This is a genomic window from Sinomicrobium kalidii (genome assembly GCF_021183825.1).
Lineage (GTDB): Bacteria > Bacteroidota > Bacteroidia > Flavobacteriales > Flavobacteriaceae > Sinomicrobium > Sinomicrobium kalidii.
Map to the genome: position 1 here is coordinate 4,375,302 of NZ_CP089211.1, position 15,480 is coordinate 4,390,781.

A 15,480-nucleotide genomic window follows, 5' to 3' on the forward strand; every position below is an offset into this window, starting at 1 on the left:
GGTAACACAGAGCATGACTATTTTAATGTTGTATCGAAGCATTTTGCGCCGGGGCTTTGTCCAGGAAAGGTGTTATGAAAGACAGGATATGTTCCGTATCCATCATCAGGCCCACATGGGTTTTCCCGGGCAGAATGGCCAGTTGGGATTCCGGTAGTCCTTCCACATCCCCGAATACACTTCCGCCGCACAGTTTGTACATGTCTATGATATGACCGGGGTCAACGCCGTCATTGTCACCCATGATGAACAATACGGGCGATTTTAAATTTCCGATGTTTTCTGCACCCAGATCGTAGTTTTTCTTGTCGAATGCGATGAACTTTTCAACAAATGCGGTCCAGTGACCGGGATCGGGGGCAATTTTGTCGTATTGGGTCTTCAGCGGTGTATTGTCCAGAAAGCCGGGATCCATGGAAAGAAATGTTTCGCGGGCGGCAGGCATCCACCCTTCGGATTTATATGCAGTGGAGATAATGACCATTTTGTCTACCCGTTTCGGGTAGTCGATACCTGTTTTAAGGGCAACTGTACCTCCGAAGCTATATCCGATTATATCGGCCTTGTCAATTTTGAGATGCTTTAACAACGCTGCTATATCCGAGGCGAGAGCCTTGTAATCAAGGGGCCTCTCAATATCCGCCGTATGGCCATGCCCCTGCATTTCCACGGCAACCACTTTTCTGGTTTCCGATAATTTCGGGATGATCCGGGCCCAGTTGAGGTTAATGGTCATATATGCGCCATGCAAAAGGACTACGGGCTTGCCTTCCCCGTAGATTTCGTAATACATATCCAGCCCGTTTACATCGGCATACCCGGTAGTTTCAGGTTTGACAGCATTTTGCGAGAAGACAGACATAACGGATGCTATCATAACGCCTGCAGTTAAGAGCAATGTTTTCATAATGGTAATGTTTTTGGTTTGTAAAGAAATCGGGCTTAGCTTTTTTCCGTATAAGCCTTAAAGTTGTCCAGGATAGCCTGCCATCCCCCGCGTTGCATTTCTACAGAATTTGTGGTCTCGGCATCAAAAGTTGTGGTGACTTCGGTCTTACCGTCCACATCCTCAAAATCGGTAATTGCTTTTCGGCCGTCTGTCATGGTGTAAACGATCTTTTTATGATCAATGACCTCGTCGTATACAGCTTCAAAGTCAAATCCGAAACTACCGTCTTTGGCCTCCATTCGCGACTTGAGTTTCCCGCCTACTTTCAAATCGTTCTCTGCCTTCGGACAATGCCAGTCGTCTGATGCGAAATTCCATTTTGTAATGTGTTCGGGTTTTGTCCACAGCTCCCATACCTTGGCTACGGGGGCGTTTACAGTGTTTTTCACAGTGATCTGTTCCATGATTTCTGTTTTAAGATTATTGTTGTTTTAAAGGTCAAATTTGAATTTTAATACGGACTAAGAATAGAACAAAACCGACATATTCACGGACTTTTTTGATCGGAGGCTATGCGTGCATACTATCGCTTTCGTCTGTATTACAAAGTTGCAGCGAAATCCCGGAATGTATGGGGTGTAAAAATGTCAATTAAAAGGGGTTGTTTTGCCAAATGTCTTTAGATGTGGGACATTAGACGTAGGATATAGGACCCGAGATTTGGGGATTACGGATATGTTGAAAATCTTTATGACCTTTAAGCTCCTCTGGTGACAGTGAAAGCAACCTGAAACGTATAATATCTTTTCATTTTGGCATGAACAGGTTACCGTAATTTTTATATAGTCCCCAATTTTAGGAATGATCCGGTATTGGACAAACTGTAGCTTTTTAAATACGGAAAAAGGAGGGATAAAAAAAATACCGGTCTGTAAAACCGGTATTTTCTGGAGCGGGAGACGAGGTTCGAACTCGCGACATTCAGCTTGGAAGGCTGACGCTCTACCAACTGAGCTACTCCCGCCTGTTTCACCCGTATGCAGGTGGTTGTGTCAATAAGAGCATTTGCGATAAATGCGGGGCAAATATAAATAATCGGATGTATACCTTCCAAGAAAAGTGTTGAATTTTTTATGCTGTTTATTGAAGTTGCGAGGAAAGTATGCAGATAGCCTGTGATATCCTTTTTAGGCTCAGTTCATTACAATGATGGTTAGCGATTTGGTCAAAAAAAGATTAATTTTAGCCTTATAAAATTGCCGAAAAGAAAAGATCATGGAAAAAACAGCTTTTTATACCGTAAAACAGATTCCCCCGGAGGAAACCTATCCCGTACGTCACCCCGTGTTACGTACCGGTCTGCCCTTAGCCACCTGCGAGTTCGACGGGGACGATGCGCCCACTACGTTTCATATAGGGGTGTACATTGAAGGTAAGCTTGCGGGAGTGGTGACTATACTGGAGAACGCGCATTCCCGGTTTGATGAGGAACGGCAGTTTCAGCTCAGGGGAATGGCCGTACTCGAAGAATTCCAAAAGCAGGGGCTCGGCCAGGTCCTTGTACGGGAAGCGGAAAAGGAAGTGGAACGAAGAGGAGGATATTTTATGTGGATGAATGCAAGGAAAGTGGCTGTGAGGTTTTACGAAAAGCTGGGGTACATTATTGACGGTGACGAATTTATCATTGAAACCGTAGGCCCGCATTATGTGATGTGTAAAAAATGGAAATAAACCGGAAAAGGTATGAAAAGAAGAACTTTTATAAAATCTGCAACGGCAACTGCGATAGCACTGGGAACCGTTCCTGCCGGGGTGTTCGCTTCACCACGTTATTCTTATGACGAACTTATAGGCAAGGGAGATCCGGAACTCTTTGGTGAGGGAATAAACCTGCGCAGGAAGGCCTGGGAAGCTTTTTTGAAAATGAAAAATGATGCCGCCAAAGAAGGACTGGACATAAAAATAGTGTCCGGCTACCGCGATTTCTATCATCAAAAAAGGATATGGGAAAGAAAATATGAACGGTACACCCGGGACGGATTGACTCCTGAACAGGCTATAGCGAAGATTATCGAATATTCCACCATACCGGGGACTTCCCGGCATCACTGGGCTACAGATATTGATATTATAGACGGTGCAGCCAGTTATTCGGGCGATGTCCTTGAGGCCGATAAGTTTCATGGCGACGGTCCGTTCCGTCCCCTGAAAGAATGGCTGGATGAAAACGTGACCAAATACGGTTTCTATATGGTATACACCGATAAACCGGGCAGGAAAGGGTTTAAATACGAACCCTGGCACTACAGTTATGCCCCGGTTTCCATCCCCATGCTAAGGGAATACGAAAAACTCGGTATAAAAAAGATCATCACGGCAGAGAAAGTGGCCGGCGCTTCACATTTTACCGATGCCTTCATAGCAAAATATAAAAATGAAAATGTGCTGGACATCAACCCCGAACTTATTCCGTAGAAAGATGGACCGGGATTAGGGATGAGATGTATGACCTATGGACTTAGGACTGTGTGAAGTGGGTATTAGGTGTTAAATTGTTGAATGTTGCAGGGTATTGGGCACGGGAAGATTCGGACGTGTCAATAAATTTAGAAACCCCGCCGGATGGCGGGGTTTCAAGCTAATTAAATAATCAAAAATGAGAACAAAGTCCTCATGCGTTTAATGCCTCCTTGATCAGGGTAGCGGCTTCCGTCGCATTGGATAATTCGGCATGTTTAAGAGCAGTAAAGCCTTTGTCATCCTTAACTTTGAGTTTGGCACCGTTGGCAATGAGCAGTTTTATGATTTCAACCTTGTTGTACCTTGCGGCATACATCAGTGGGGTCATCCCCCTGGACTTCTGGTTGACATCGGTACCGAGTTCTATGAGTTTCTTTACGGTCGTAATGTCTCCTTTGGATATGGCGAGGCAAAACGGACTTACATTTGGTATTTTTGTCACTTCAACTTTATAGTTGTCATAAGGTCTTTCGTTGGATGCTAAGGAAGTATTAGTGAAGGTTACCATAGCTATCCCTGCTAAAATGAGAGCTGTTTTTTTCATGATGCTTGTTGAGTTTACGGATTACGATTTATATGATTTAAAATTAAAAGCGCTTTTGTCTAAAAGACGGCAGGAATCTTTTTTTGTTACACCGGGGGCATTTTTATAACAAAAGATTAACAAATAAGAAGTGGTTGTATTAATAAAATATTAAAAAGAGGTTTGCTTATTATTATCCTGTCAAAAACAGCAGGCAAAAAGTATGTTTTATATATGAAACGGGGCAGGGATTGCCGTGATAATTTAAGAACCGGGTTTAAAAACTTTATCGTTTTCGGTGTATATCTTAACAGGGAAACGCCGGTTATTTGTGGATAGTTATTCGTATTTTTGCTTGCTGGCACGATATAGCCTTTCATTCTTCATATTTAAACAGAACTGTAGAACATGAACAAAAAAGTTTTATTGATGATCCTGGACGGGTGGGGAAAATCCCCCGATCCGAAGATCTCGGCGATAGACAATGCAAATACACCTTTTATAGATTCCCTTTATAAAAAATACCCGAATGCCAACCTGCTGACAGATGGCATGAATGTAGGGCTTCCGGAAGGGCAGATGGGCAACAGTGAAGTGGGGCATATGAACCTCGGTGCCGGACGGATAGTGTACCAGGACCTGGCCAAGATCAACCTGGCGGTGGAAAACAATACCCTATCGGAAGAAAAAGTACTTAGGGATGCTTTTTCCCATGCAAAGGAAAATAACAGGAAGGTTCATTTTCTCGGACTGATCAGTGACGGAGGGGTGCATTCGCATATCAAACACCTCAAGGGGTTGCTGGATGCGGCCAACGGAGCCGGGCTGGAAAATGTATATGTTCATGCGTTCACCGACGGGCGTGACGTTGACCCGAAAAGCGGAAAAGGTTTTATAGAGGACATACAACAATACTGTACGAAAAAAAATGCGGCCCTGGCCACGATTACCGGGCGCTATTATGCGATGGACAGGGACAAGCGCTGGGAACGGGTAAAACTGGCTTACGATGCCCTGGTCAACGGTACGGGTTACCTTACGGACGATCCGGTAGGTGCCGTACAGAAAAGTTATGACGAAGGCATTACCGATGAGTTTATTAAGCCCATCATTGTTGAAAGTAAACAGGGAGGCCCCACGGCAACGATAGAAGAGGGCGATGTGGTTATTTTCTTCAACTTCCGTACCGACAGGGGGAGGCAACTTACCCAGGCCCTGAGCCAGCAGGATTTCCACGAGCAGAATATGCACAAGCTCAACCTGTATTTTGTAACCATGACCAACTATGATAATACCTTCGGGAATATCCATGTGATATACGACAAGGAAAATATAAAGAAAACCCTCGGCGAAGTATTGTCCCGGGCGGGGAAAAAGCAGATAAGGATAGCGGAAACCGAAAAGTATCCGCATGTTACTTTCTTCTTCAACGGAGGGCGCGAAGAACCTTTTGAAGGGGAAAGCAGGATACTGTGCCCCTCACCCAAGGTAGCCACCTATGACCTGCAACCGGAGATGAGTGCCTATGACATCCGTGATGGCATTGTCCCCGAACTGAAAAAAGGAGAGGTGGATTTTGTGTGTCTCAATTTTGCCAATCCGGATATGGTGGGGCATACGGGAGTCATGGAAGCGGCAATTAAAGCCTGTGAAGCTGTTGATGAATGTGCCCGCGATGTAGTTACGGCAGCTTCGGAGAACGGGTATGCTTCCATTATCATCGCCGATCACGGTAACTGTGATACCATGGTGAATCCGGACGGAAGCCCCAATACGGCGCATACCACTAATCCGGTACCGATAATCCTGGTGGATGAAGATATAAAGGAGATCCATAACGGTATCCTGGGCGATATTGCCCCTACGATCCTGAAATTGATAGGGATAGCCCAACCGGAAGAAATGACCCGGAAACCATTGGTGTAACAAAAACTGGGCGTTAAGTGCCGGGAAAGTATATCTTTTGGTAAGCCCCGTAATACTTAGCGCCTCCCCAGTACGTTTGCCGGGATATAACTTTTAACACCAATGCGGTAAAAGCAGGGTAAACTTCATTATATTTGTATATATATTTAAAGAAGGATATGTTTTTATTTATCAGTGGCCCGGAAATACTTTTTATTCTCCTTATAGTAGTGATGGTTTTTGGTGCCGATAAGATACCTGAAATAGCCAAAGGGCTCGGTAAGGGCATGCAGCAACTCAGGAACGCTACCAATGACATCAAGAGTGAGATACAGAAAAGTGCTGAAAAACAGGGGATAGACAGTAGTCTGACCAAGGACATAAACGAGGAAATAAATAAAGTAAAGGACGATATGGACGACATTACCGGGTCTATTAAAAGACGGCTTTAATGATCGCTTCATGGCCGGAATACGATAAGGGCCTTCTTGTATTTATTAATCATCTCGGAAATGTCCGGTGGGATGTTTTTTGGGTTTACGCCACCAGTATTGTCGCCTGGATTCCGCTCTACCTGGTTTTTGTTTATCTCATTATAAAAAATTTTTCCAGGCAAAAAGCTCTGGCTGTCCTCACCACCTTAGTATTCACACTTATTTTTACCCTTCTGTTTACTGAAATTACAAAAGAACTGGTACAACGCTCCAGACCGGTGAATGATCCCCGTGTGCTACAGGAGTTGCGTATTGTTATCCGGGCGCATGGTTACAGCTTTTTCTCCGGGCATGCATCAAACGCCATGGCGGTGACCACGCTTTTTATCCTTTTTTTGCGAAAAAAGCGGAAATGGGTGTATGTTCTGTACGTCTGGCCCCTGTTCTTCGGCCTCAGCAGACTTTACTTTGCCGTGCATTACCCTACGGATGTATTGATGGGATGGCTGACCGGATTTTTAATTGCTGTCGGTTTTTACAGGTATCTGGGACGTGCACTTTTAGACTACGCGGCTTATCGTGAGACCATCCCGGACGGGAAGTAATACGGTTTCAACCCTGGGGTCTTCCCTGAGTTTTTTATTGTATTTAAGAAGGGCAAGAGTATTTTTGTCGTCCGGTTTGACTTCCTCGACCACTTTTCCGCTCCACAACACATTGTCCGAAAGTATGATCCCGCCTTTGTTCATCTTGTCCAGCACAAGATCAAAGTAACGGGGATAGTTCGGTTTGTCGGCATCGATAAAGACCAGGTCAAAGTTTATATTCAGTGTGGGAATAATGTCAAGAGCATCTCCGGTGTGCTGTTTTATTTGTTCGCCATAGTCGCTCCTGTCAAAATATTTCCGTTGCAGGTCATACAGTTCTTCGTTGATGTCTATAGTGTGCAGTTCTCCGTCTTTTTGAAGCCCTTCTGCCATACACAGGGCCGAATATCCCGTATATGTCCCTATTTCCAGGATATACCGGGGAGCCATCAGTTTGGACAGGAGACTCAGCAGCCTGCCCTGGAAATGTCCGCTCAGCATCCGGGGGCGCAATACCTTGAGATGAGTCTCACGGTTGAGTTCGCGCAGCAGTTCCGGTTCTTCCTCGGTGTGTTGCTCTACGTAATTTTCCAAAACTTCTGATAAAAAATGCATAAGTCTCTTTTTTACAAAGATAATGGATTGCGTTTTAGTACAAGATAAAATTTATTTCAGGATGGGGTGGCTTGTAAAGGATTGAGTGAGATTGACAGGAGATTGGTTTTAAGGGATATGTTCAATCTCTTTCAATCTCCCGACGCAGTCGGAATCAATCTCCCGTCAATCTTATTCAGGTAGTGCTCAAAACATGCCCGTTTTCTCACAAATCAATCCGAGAACAAATTTTGTCATGTACAAAGGGATTTGAAGCCATAAAAAGCAGTGATACCAAAAGGGCATATTGTTTTCCGTAACGTGTAATGATTTTTAACCTGTAATTCCCGGATTTATCACTTTCCCGGTTTCCCCGTCTGTCAATTTCCGGGAAATCCTTACTTTTACCGAAACAAACAGGAATGCAATTTCAGAATACGAGGGCATTTGCACAGGAAATGGATGCCCGGGATCCACTAAAAAAGTACAAGGACGAATTTATTTTTCCGCAGGTAAACGGGAAACCGGTGATTTATTTTACGGGAAATTCCCTGGGACTGCAACCGCGGAGCGCCCGGAAATATGTTGACGAAATTATGGAAGACTGGGCGGAAATGGCCGTGGAGGGTCATTTTTACGCCCGGAAACCCTGGTGGGACTATCACGAACGTTTTGCTGCCCCTCTCGGCAGGATCGTAGGGGCAAAACCTTCCGAGGTTACCGTCATGAACACCCTTACGGTAAACCTTCACCTCTTAATGGTCTCTTTTTACAGACCGACACCAAAGCGCTATAAAATATTGTGCGAGGCCAAAGCCTTTCCCAGTGACCAGTACATGCTGGAAAGCCAGGTGAAGTTTCACGGTTTTGATCCGGCCGATGCCATTGTGGAAGTGGAAAAGCGGGAAGGAGAGCATCATATCCGTACGGAAGATGTGATTTCCAGGATTAAAGAGGCCGGGGACAAACTGGCACTGGTACTTATTGGCGGGGTCAACTATTATACCGGGCAAGTATTTGACGTGGAAGCCATAACCCGTGCCGGACACCAGGCAGGTGCTCTCGTGGGATGGGACCTGGCACATGCTGCGGGAAACGTAAAACTGCAACTGCACGACTGGAAGGTGGACTTCGCCGCCTGGTGCAGTTATAAGTATATGAACAGCGGCCCCGGAAATGCATCGGGAGCCTTTGTGCACGAAAAGCACCATAACAATAAAGACCTTCCCCGCTTTGCAGGCTGGTGGGGGCATAACAAGGAACGCCGTTTTCTTATGGAGCCCGGTTTTGACCCTGTTCGCGGAGCCGATGGCTGGCAGGTAAGTAATCTTCCCGTGTTGTCGCTTGCCCCTTATCTGGCTTCCGTGGAAATGTTTGACGAAGTGGGGATGGATGCATTGATCCGAAAACGGGATCAACTCACTGCATACCTCGAATTTGTGCTGGAACAGGTAGATGAGGATACCGAAGGCGAATTTGAGATCATTACTCCGAAACAACCGGAAGAAAGGGCCTGTCAACTCTCCGTATTTTTACACGGACAGGGACGGGCGTTGTTTGACTACCTGATGAAAAACGGGGTGATCACCGACTGGCGCGAACCTAATGTCATCCGGCTGGCGCCCGCACCTTTTTACTGTTCTTTTGAAGACATGTATGAATTCGGGCAGATATTGAAAAACGGGATTAATCAAAAGACATAGGATTTCGGGACTTATGACGTAGGGTTTTAGAAATTGTCATATGTCTTAAGTCGTGTAGTCGTACGTCATAAATTGTAAATATAGCCGATGCAGACGCCTAAAAAAACAGCAATAGTAGGGAGTGGATTGGTTGGATCTCTACTGGCCATATATTTAAAACACCGGGGACATGAAGTGGATGTTTACGACCGTAGGCCGGACATACGGACCATAGAATTTTCGGGAAGGTCCATAAACCTGGCCATGTCGCGACGGGGCTGGAAGGCCCTGGAGGAAGTGGGAATAGCGGATGAGGTGAGAAAAGTGGCCATTAAAATGGATAAAAGGGCTATTCACACGCTGGATAAACCCTTGTACTTCCAGCCGTATGGTAAAGAGGGGCAAGCCATATACTCCATTTCACGGGGGATTTTAAACAAAAAAATGATCGATCTTGCCGAACAGGCCGGTGCCGGATTTGTTTTCGAATCCAAAGTGTGGGATGTGGACCTTCCCGAAGCGACCATCCGTACCGGGGAAAGCGAGAATACAGTATGGCAGGCCCGGAAATACGACCTGGTCTTTGGTGCGGACGGTGCGTTTTCCAGGGTGCGCCACAAAATGCAGCGTCAGAGCCGGTTTAATTACTCACAGGAATTTCTGGATACGGGATATAAGGAACTCACCATACCGCCTAATACCGACGGTTCGCATAAACTTGACAAACATTCCCTGCATATCTGGCCCAGGGGGGCGTTTATGTTCATTGCCCTGCCCAATCTGGACGGCAGCTTTACGGGAACGCTTTTTATGCCTTTTGAAGGAAAAAATTCCTTTGAGACCCTGGACACCGAGAAAAAGGTACAGGCCTTTTTTGAACACTATTTTCCCGATGTGGTTGAGGATATCCCGAGTTTGCTAAAGGACTTTTTTAAAAATCCGACCAGTGCTTTGGTAACCGTAAAATGCTTTCCCTGGACGTATTGGGACAAGGTGGCGCTGGTGGGTGATGCTGCCCATGCCATCGTGCCTTTTTACGGGCAGGGAATGAATGCCGGGTTTGAAGATATCCGGTTACTGAACCACCTGATGAATATACACGGGGACGATTGGGAAGCCATTTTTAAACAATATCAGACGGAGCGCAAACCCAATGCCGATGCCATTGCCGAACTCAGTTTCCGCAATTTTATGGAGATGAGTTCCAAAACGGCCGATGCCGATTTTATTCTGCAGAAAAAGATAGAAAGCAGGTTTGCCGAAAAGTACCCCGGGAAATGGATGCCCCTGTACAGCAGGGTAACCTTCTCAGACCGGCCCTATGCCGAAGCCCTGGCCGAAGGCGATCGCCAGAGGGCGATTATGGAAAAGGTCATGCAAATGGACAATATAGCCGAAATATGGGATAGCGAAACCGTAGAAGAAAAAATACTTTCACTTCTGGAAGAGATGGCTCCCGGGGCGTTTAGCAGATAGGGAAAAGGCTATCTCCCGGTCCGGATCACAAAGAAATATACCCAGGCTATAAAAAGCAGTTGCAGGGGAACCCTGAACCAGAGATAATTTATCCCGTCTCCGTCGTATGAAGCCTTTTCGAGGTTGACGTTATGCAGTGCGGCATGAATATTGGCCGGAAAGATCAGTACAAAGAAAAGGATAAGCAACCAGGCCGTAAGTATCCGCAGGGAAGGGATAAAAAGTCCTACGGCAGCAATAAGCTCTATAATTCCGGTAGCCAGCACCATCTCTCTTTTGGCAGGAACGAAATCGGGCAACATCAGGATCATGCCTTCCGTGAATTTGAAATGCCCTATGGCCGTAAAGATCAGCATAACGGCCATGGCCACCCTGCCGGAGCGATAAATGTCCCATTGCCCGTAAACTATTCGCGTTACGGCAAGTATGAGGGTGAAAATAGTGATAAGCACGATTAACGGTTTCATTTTCTGGAACGTTTAAGGTTTTGTGAGTGGCAAAGCTATGGCAGAAAATGGCGGAAGTCAATGAACCCGGGTTAAGAAATCCGTTTTCTTATCCTGCTCAGTGCCTGGGGGGTAATACCTATGTACGAAGCGATATATTTTAAGGGTACCTTTTGCAGCAGGACAGGGTTTTCCGCAAACAGGCTTTCGTAGCGTTCCCGGGCACTTTGTTGCAGGAAGGCCATTTCCCTTTTACTTTTTTTGATAAATAGCTCTTCTGCAGCTTTGCGGCCGATTTGCTGCCCGGCTGCTGTTTCCTTGTAGACTTCCTGTAAATCCCCGTAACTGATGCTCCACAATATGGTATCGGCCAGGGCTTGCACATGGTATTGTACGGGGGTCTGCATTAAAAAGGAATCATAGGCACTGACAAAAGCGTTCTCAAACGCAAAACTGAATGTAATTTCTTTGTCTTCTTTCACGGTATAGAACCGGATAATGCCCTTTTCAATAAATGAAAGGTAATTTTCAGTGCTGCCATGCGATAATATCAACTCGCCCTTTTTGTATTCCCTTTTTATAAGTTGGGAAGAAAAGAAACTACCGTCGGAATCAGTAAACGGAACAAGTTTTTTGAAATACTCCTGGATGGCTTTCATCGGCATTTTACTACGGGAAACGGACTTTAAACAGAACGGGACTCATCGAGGAACTTCTTCCAGGACCTGTAAAACATGGTCGCGGTGTTCCGTTCCCCATTTGTCCATGGCATCTATAATAAAAAGTAAACTTTCGCCCAGGGGAGTCAGGTAGTATTCCACTTTCAGGGGGAGTCCGGGGTATATTTTTTTCCGGATGATATCGTGCTCCAGTAATTCTTTGAGTTGCATGTTGATAACCCGCGGACTGGCCTCATCGATATCTTGATGAAGTTCACTGGGCCGTCGTATGCCCCTGTGAATGGCATCAATAATACAGGGTTTCCATTTTCCACCCAATACCTTGGTCGTAAGGTTGATGCCACACTCCAGGTCTTCCGGGATTTTTCTTTCGTACATGGTTGAAACAGCTTTTACACAAAAATAAACAATTTCAACCAAAACCTGTTTTTGTATGGCTGTGATAACACTCCACATCCTCCGCCTTGTATACAGGGAAAAAATTTTCCCTGCCTGAATATTTTTTCCCTTATTGTAGGAAATAAGTGGTATACGGAACTTTGTGCTGTTAATTTTTTAAATAAAAAGATCATGAATTCTACAAACAAGGTCCCGGAAAAAATATCCGTTATAGGATTGGGAAATATGGGATACAGGCTGGCAGAGTTGCTGATAGCCAATAATTATGAAGTTACCGTGTGGAACCGTACGGCAAACAAGGCAGATACACTTGTATCAAAAGGTGCCGTCCTTGCCGGGAGTGCGGCGGAAGCCATAGCGGCAAGCCCCGTCACAGTTATTTGTGTTTACGATTATAAAGCTGCGAAAGCCATTTTGCACAATGGTGAAGTCACCGCAAAACTCCGCGGAAAAACACTGATAGAATTAACAACCGGGAGCCCTGCGGAGGCCGATGATGCCGAATCCTGGGCGCAGCGCTACGGCGCGGCTTATCTGGACGGGGCCATACAGGCCGCTCCCGACCAGATGGGAAGAACGGATACTTCGATACTGATCTCGGGTAAGGAAACGGTTTTCAAGGCAAACGAGTCGCTTCTCGGGGTGTTCGGGGGCAATGTATCTTATCTGGGAAGTCATGCCGGAGCCGCTTCCACAATGGACCTGGCCACACTTTCTTATCTGTATGGTTCCATTCTGGGGTTCTTTCACGGTGCCCGTATAGTTGAATCCCAGGGGATGAATGTGGAAGCATATGGTTCGCTGGCCGCTGCAATATCTCCGACTTTCGGGGAGTTTCTGGAGCATGAAGGAAAAGTGATCCGGGACGGGGACTTCAAAATATCACAAAGTCCGATGCGCATATCGGTGGAAGCCGTGGAGCGTATCCTCGAACAGGCCGGGGAATCCGGGATCAATGCAGAATTGCCCCGACTGGCATCCGGGCTTTTTCAAAGAGCAAAAGCTGCGGGCTATGAGGGCGAAGAACTCGCCGCGCTGATCAAGGTACTGCGGAAAAGTGCCTGATGAAGGTGTAATTAAGCAATGATTTTTTAAACGATAAAGATGAAGGAGAACAATAAGATAAAACAACATGTTACGGTACTTGGCCTCGGGGCGATGGGTACGGCCCTGGCCGGGGCCTTTCTTCAAGCCGGGCACAGGACCACAGTGTGGAACAGATCGGCTGACAAGATGAAGCCATTGCTTGAAAAGGGGGCTGTTGCGGCATCAACCGTTGCCGAAGCAATTGCAGCAAGCGACCTTATCGTAGTTTGCGTACTCAATTACACGGTTTTGGAAAAGATCGTAAAGCCGGTCGCCGGAGCACTGAGGGGGCGTACCCTGGTGAGCCTCACTAACGATACGCCTCAAAAAGCAAAACAAATGGCAGCGTGGACGGAAACGCATGGGATCAATTATCTGGACGGTTCGGTCCTGGTCCCTGTCCCGGTTGTCGGGCAGTCCGACGCCCTTTTGCTGTATAGCGGGGCCAAAGGAGTTTTTGACCGGCATTTAAACGTGCTGAAGGCGTTAGGAGGCAAGAGCATTTACCTGGGGGATGAACCCGGCCGTGCGGCATTATACGATCTTGGTATGACCAATATATTTTTTATAAGCCTTACCGGTGTTTTGTATTCTTATGCTCTGCTGAATGCCGAAGGGGAAAAAGCGACAGATTTTCTACCCTATGCCCGGGAGATCTTTGCCGTGGCCGCATCATTTCTGGAAGATTTTGCCGATAGTGCAGACAACCGGCATTATCCCGGTGACCTGGATAACATAGCCATGGAGGCCGCAGGAATTGAACACATTATTCGGGCCGGTAGTGATGCGGGTATAAATGTGAGTGTGCCGGAGGCCGTAAAAAGTGTTTTTGACCGTGCCATAGCGGCAGGTTTCGGTGCAAACGGTATGCCGGGAATTATTGAAGGAATAAAGTAACGTAAAAATCCGGAAACGGTTATAGTCCCCGTTTTCACCCGCAATGGTATGAGGTGTGGAACGGGGATTTTTTAAGCCTGGGAAAATTTTTTCAAAAATTTAGTTGAAAACCGGATGAAAATCATAATTTTGTACTGTAATAAAAATAATTACAGTATGAATAATGTACGCTTTGCCACCTCCCTGCATATATTGACCTTACTTACCACTATGAAGGATGAATTTTTGTCATCCGGATTTATTGCGGGAAGTGTCAATGTCAATGCGGCGGTGATCAGGAAGGAGATGAGCAACCTCAGGGCATATCATCTGGTGGAAAGCAAGGAAGGAAAGGGGGGAGGGAGTACCCTGGCCAGACCGGCTTCACAGATAAGACTGTCGGATATTTATGAAGCGGTGAGGCAGGTGCCCGTACTGGGAAGGGCCAATACCCCCAACCCGAAATGCCCGGTAGGAAAGGAGGTAAACAAACATCTGGAAGAATTGTATACGGAAACCGATAATTACCTCATACAAAAGCTATCGGCAATGACCCTGGAAGAATTTGCGGGGAAATTCACCTGATATTTTTTTGAATAAAACTGTAACAAAAATTAATACAGTAATAAACACAACGTTTAACTTAAATTCCGAAAACATGAAAGTAGCATTAATCGGTGCCACCGGGTTTGTGGGCACCAACATTCTGAATGAACTGGTAGACCGCGGTCACGAAGTCACTGCCATTGCGAGAACCCCTGAAAAGACGACCGTAAAAAGCAATAAGGTAACCCCGGTAAAAGCGGATGTGCTGGACAAGGAAAAACTGCCCGGTATACTTTCCGGTCATGATGCCGTGGTCAGCGCCTTCAATGCAGGGTGGACCAATCCCGATATTTATGATGATTTTCTCCGGGGAGCAAGAGCGGTTCAGGAAGCCACGAGGAAATCGGGAGTAAAGCGTTTTATTGTTATCGGGGGCGGGGGAAGCCTTTATCTCAAACCCGGGTTACAGGTGATAGACACTCCGGAGTTCCCGGCCGAGATAAAACCGGGTGCGGATGCAGCACGGGTTTACCTGGAAGAGATCAGGAATGAGAACGAACTCGATTGGGTTTTCTTCAGTCCTGCGCTTGAAATGCACCGGGGAATCACTACGGGACGAACAGGTAAATACCGCCTGGGGCTGGAAAATCCGGTATTTGATGAAAACGGGAAAAGCGTATTGTCCGGTGAGGATGTAGGTGTGGTTATTGCCGATGAACTGGAAAATCCCAAACATCACAAACAGCGGTTTACCGCGGCATATTAGGAAAGGCGGCCCTGCAGGTTGTGTGACAATCCTAAAACAGGCGGTTATATGCAGCGAACAGGGATCTGCCT

General features: G+C 46.3%; 18 protein-coding genes and 1 tRNA gene. 11 read left to right on the forward strand and 8 right to left on the reverse strand.

Going from position 1 to position 15,480, the window contains the following annotated elements:
- Positions 1–22: 22 nt before the first annotated feature.
- The 3 genes from LS482_RS17810 to LS482_RS17820 form a co-directional block, all read right to left on the reverse strand.
- Positions 23–907, reverse strand: a complete 885-nt coding sequence (locus LS482_RS17810; protein WP_233028863.1) for an alpha/beta fold hydrolase — start codon at positions 905–907, stop codon at positions 23–25.
- 35 nt (positions 908–942) lie between these two features.
- Complete coding sequence (locus tag LS482_RS17815) at positions 943–1,353, reverse strand: SRPBCC family protein (protein WP_233028864.1); 411 nt, start codon at positions 1,351–1,353, stop codon at positions 943–945.
- A 484-nt stretch (positions 1,354–1,837) separates the two neighbouring features.
- Positions 1,838–1,913, reverse strand: a tRNA-Gly gene (locus tag LS482_RS17820).
- Positions 1,914–2,164: 251 nt separating this feature from the next.
- Between LS482_RS17820 and LS482_RS17825 the strand changes: the two genes are divergently transcribed.
- A complete protein-coding gene (locus tag LS482_RS17825; protein ID WP_233028865.1) occupies positions 2,165–2,620 on the forward strand; it encodes a GNAT family N-acetyltransferase in 456 nt (151 codons plus the stop codon).
- Between the two features lie 12 nt (positions 2,621–2,632).
- Positions 2,633–3,364 (forward strand): M15 family metallopeptidase, encoded by a 732-nt coding sequence (locus tag LS482_RS17830; RefSeq protein ID WP_233028866.1) that lies wholly within the window; start codon positions 2,633–2,635, stop codon positions 3,362–3,364.
- 196 nt (positions 3,365–3,560) lie between these two features.
- Here the strand turns inward: LS482_RS17830 and LS482_RS17835 are convergent, their stop codons facing one another.
- Positions 3,561–3,953 carry an ankyrin repeat domain-containing protein gene (locus LS482_RS17835; RefSeq protein ID WP_233028867.1) on the reverse strand — a complete coding sequence of 131 codons (393 nt, stop codon included), beginning with the start codon at positions 3,951–3,953 and terminating at the stop codon, positions 3,561–3,563.
- A 387-nt stretch (positions 3,954–4,340) separates the two neighbouring features.
- Between LS482_RS17835 and gpmI the strand changes: the two genes are divergently transcribed.
- From gpmI to LS482_RS17850, 3 genes are all read left to right on the forward strand, one after another.
- Complete coding sequence (gpmI, locus tag LS482_RS17840) at positions 4,341–5,858, forward strand: 2,3-bisphosphoglycerate-independent phosphoglycerate mutase (protein ID WP_233028868.1); 1,518 nt, start codon at positions 4,341–4,343, stop codon at positions 5,856–5,858.
- Between the two features lie 158 nt (positions 5,859–6,016).
- Complete coding sequence (locus tag LS482_RS17845; protein WP_233028869.1) at positions 6,017–6,289, forward strand: Sec-independent protein translocase subunit TatA/TatB; 273 nt, start codon at positions 6,017–6,019, stop codon at positions 6,287–6,289.
- Positions 6,289–6,876 carry a phosphatase PAP2 family protein gene (locus tag LS482_RS17850; protein ID WP_233028870.1) on the forward strand — a complete coding sequence of 196 codons (588 nt, stop codon included), beginning with the start codon at positions 6,289–6,291 and terminating at the stop codon, positions 6,874–6,876. Before LS482_RS17845 ends, LS482_RS17850 begins: the two co-directional genes overlap by 1 nt.
- Here LS482_RS17850 and LS482_RS17855 read toward each other — a convergent pair.
- The gene (locus tag LS482_RS17855) at positions 6,832–7,473 is read right to left on the reverse strand and encodes an O-methyltransferase (RefSeq protein WP_233028871.1); all 642 of its coding nucleotides are present in this window, start codon (positions 7,471–7,473) and stop codon (positions 6,832–6,834) included. The genes LS482_RS17850 and LS482_RS17855 overlap by 45 nt on opposite strands.
- A 401-nt stretch (positions 7,474–7,874) precedes the next feature.
- Here LS482_RS17855 and kynU point away from each other — a divergent pair, with 401 nt between their 5' ends.
- Complete coding sequence (gene kynU / locus LS482_RS17860) at positions 7,875–9,155, forward strand: kynureninase (RefSeq protein ID WP_233028872.1); 1,281 nt, start codon at positions 7,875–7,877, stop codon at positions 9,153–9,155.
- Between the two features lie 87 nt (positions 9,156–9,242).
- Positions 9,243–10,610 carry an FAD-dependent oxidoreductase gene (locus tag LS482_RS17865; RefSeq protein WP_233028873.1) on the forward strand — a complete coding sequence of 456 codons (1,368 nt, stop codon included), beginning with the start codon at positions 9,243–9,245 and terminating at the stop codon, positions 10,608–10,610.
- 8 nt (positions 10,611–10,618) lie between these two features.
- On the opposite strand, the gene LS482_RS17870 is transcribed toward LS482_RS17865, so the two are convergent.
- From LS482_RS17870 to LS482_RS17880, 3 genes are all read right to left on the reverse strand, one after another.
- A complete protein-coding gene (locus LS482_RS17870; protein ID WP_233028874.1) occupies positions 10,619–11,077 on the reverse strand; it encodes a DoxX family protein in 459 nt (152 codons plus the stop codon).
- A 71-nt stretch (positions 11,078–11,148) separates the two neighbouring features.
- A complete protein-coding gene (locus tag LS482_RS17875) occupies positions 11,149–11,715 on the reverse strand; it encodes a Crp/Fnr family transcriptional regulator (RefSeq protein WP_233028875.1) in 567 nt (188 codons plus the stop codon).
- 42 nt (positions 11,716–11,757) lie between these two features.
- Positions 11,758–12,114, reverse strand: coding sequence for a winged helix-turn-helix transcriptional regulator (locus LS482_RS17880; protein ID WP_233028876.1), 357 nt, complete (start codon positions 12,112–12,114; stop codon positions 11,758–11,760).
- A 192-nt stretch (positions 12,115–12,306) separates the two neighbouring features.
- On the opposite strand from LS482_RS17880, the gene LS482_RS17885 reads away from it, so the two are divergent.
- The 4 genes from LS482_RS17885 to LS482_RS17900 all read left to right on the forward strand — a co-directional run bounded on the left by LS482_RS17885 (position 12,307) and on the right by LS482_RS17900 (position 15,409).
- Positions 12,307–13,200 (forward strand): NAD(P)-dependent oxidoreductase, encoded by an 894-nt coding sequence (locus LS482_RS17885; protein ID WP_233028877.1) that lies wholly within the window; start codon positions 12,307–12,309, stop codon positions 13,198–13,200.
- Between the two features lie 39 nt (positions 13,201–13,239).
- A complete protein-coding gene (locus LS482_RS17890) occupies positions 13,240–14,118 on the forward strand; it encodes an NAD(P)-dependent oxidoreductase (RefSeq protein WP_233028878.1) in 879 nt (292 codons plus the stop codon).
- 156 nt (positions 14,119–14,274) lie between these two features.
- Entirely contained in the window at positions 14,275–14,682 is a 408-nt protein-coding gene (locus LS482_RS17895; RefSeq protein ID WP_233028879.1) for an Rrf2 family transcriptional regulator, read from the forward strand.
- A 73-nt stretch (positions 14,683–14,755) separates the two neighbouring features.
- The gene (locus LS482_RS17900) at positions 14,756–15,409 is read left to right on the forward strand and encodes an NAD(P)-dependent oxidoreductase (protein ID WP_233028880.1); all 654 of its coding nucleotides are present in this window, start codon (positions 14,756–14,758) and stop codon (positions 15,407–15,409) included.
- Positions 15,410–15,480: the final 71 nt, after the last annotated feature.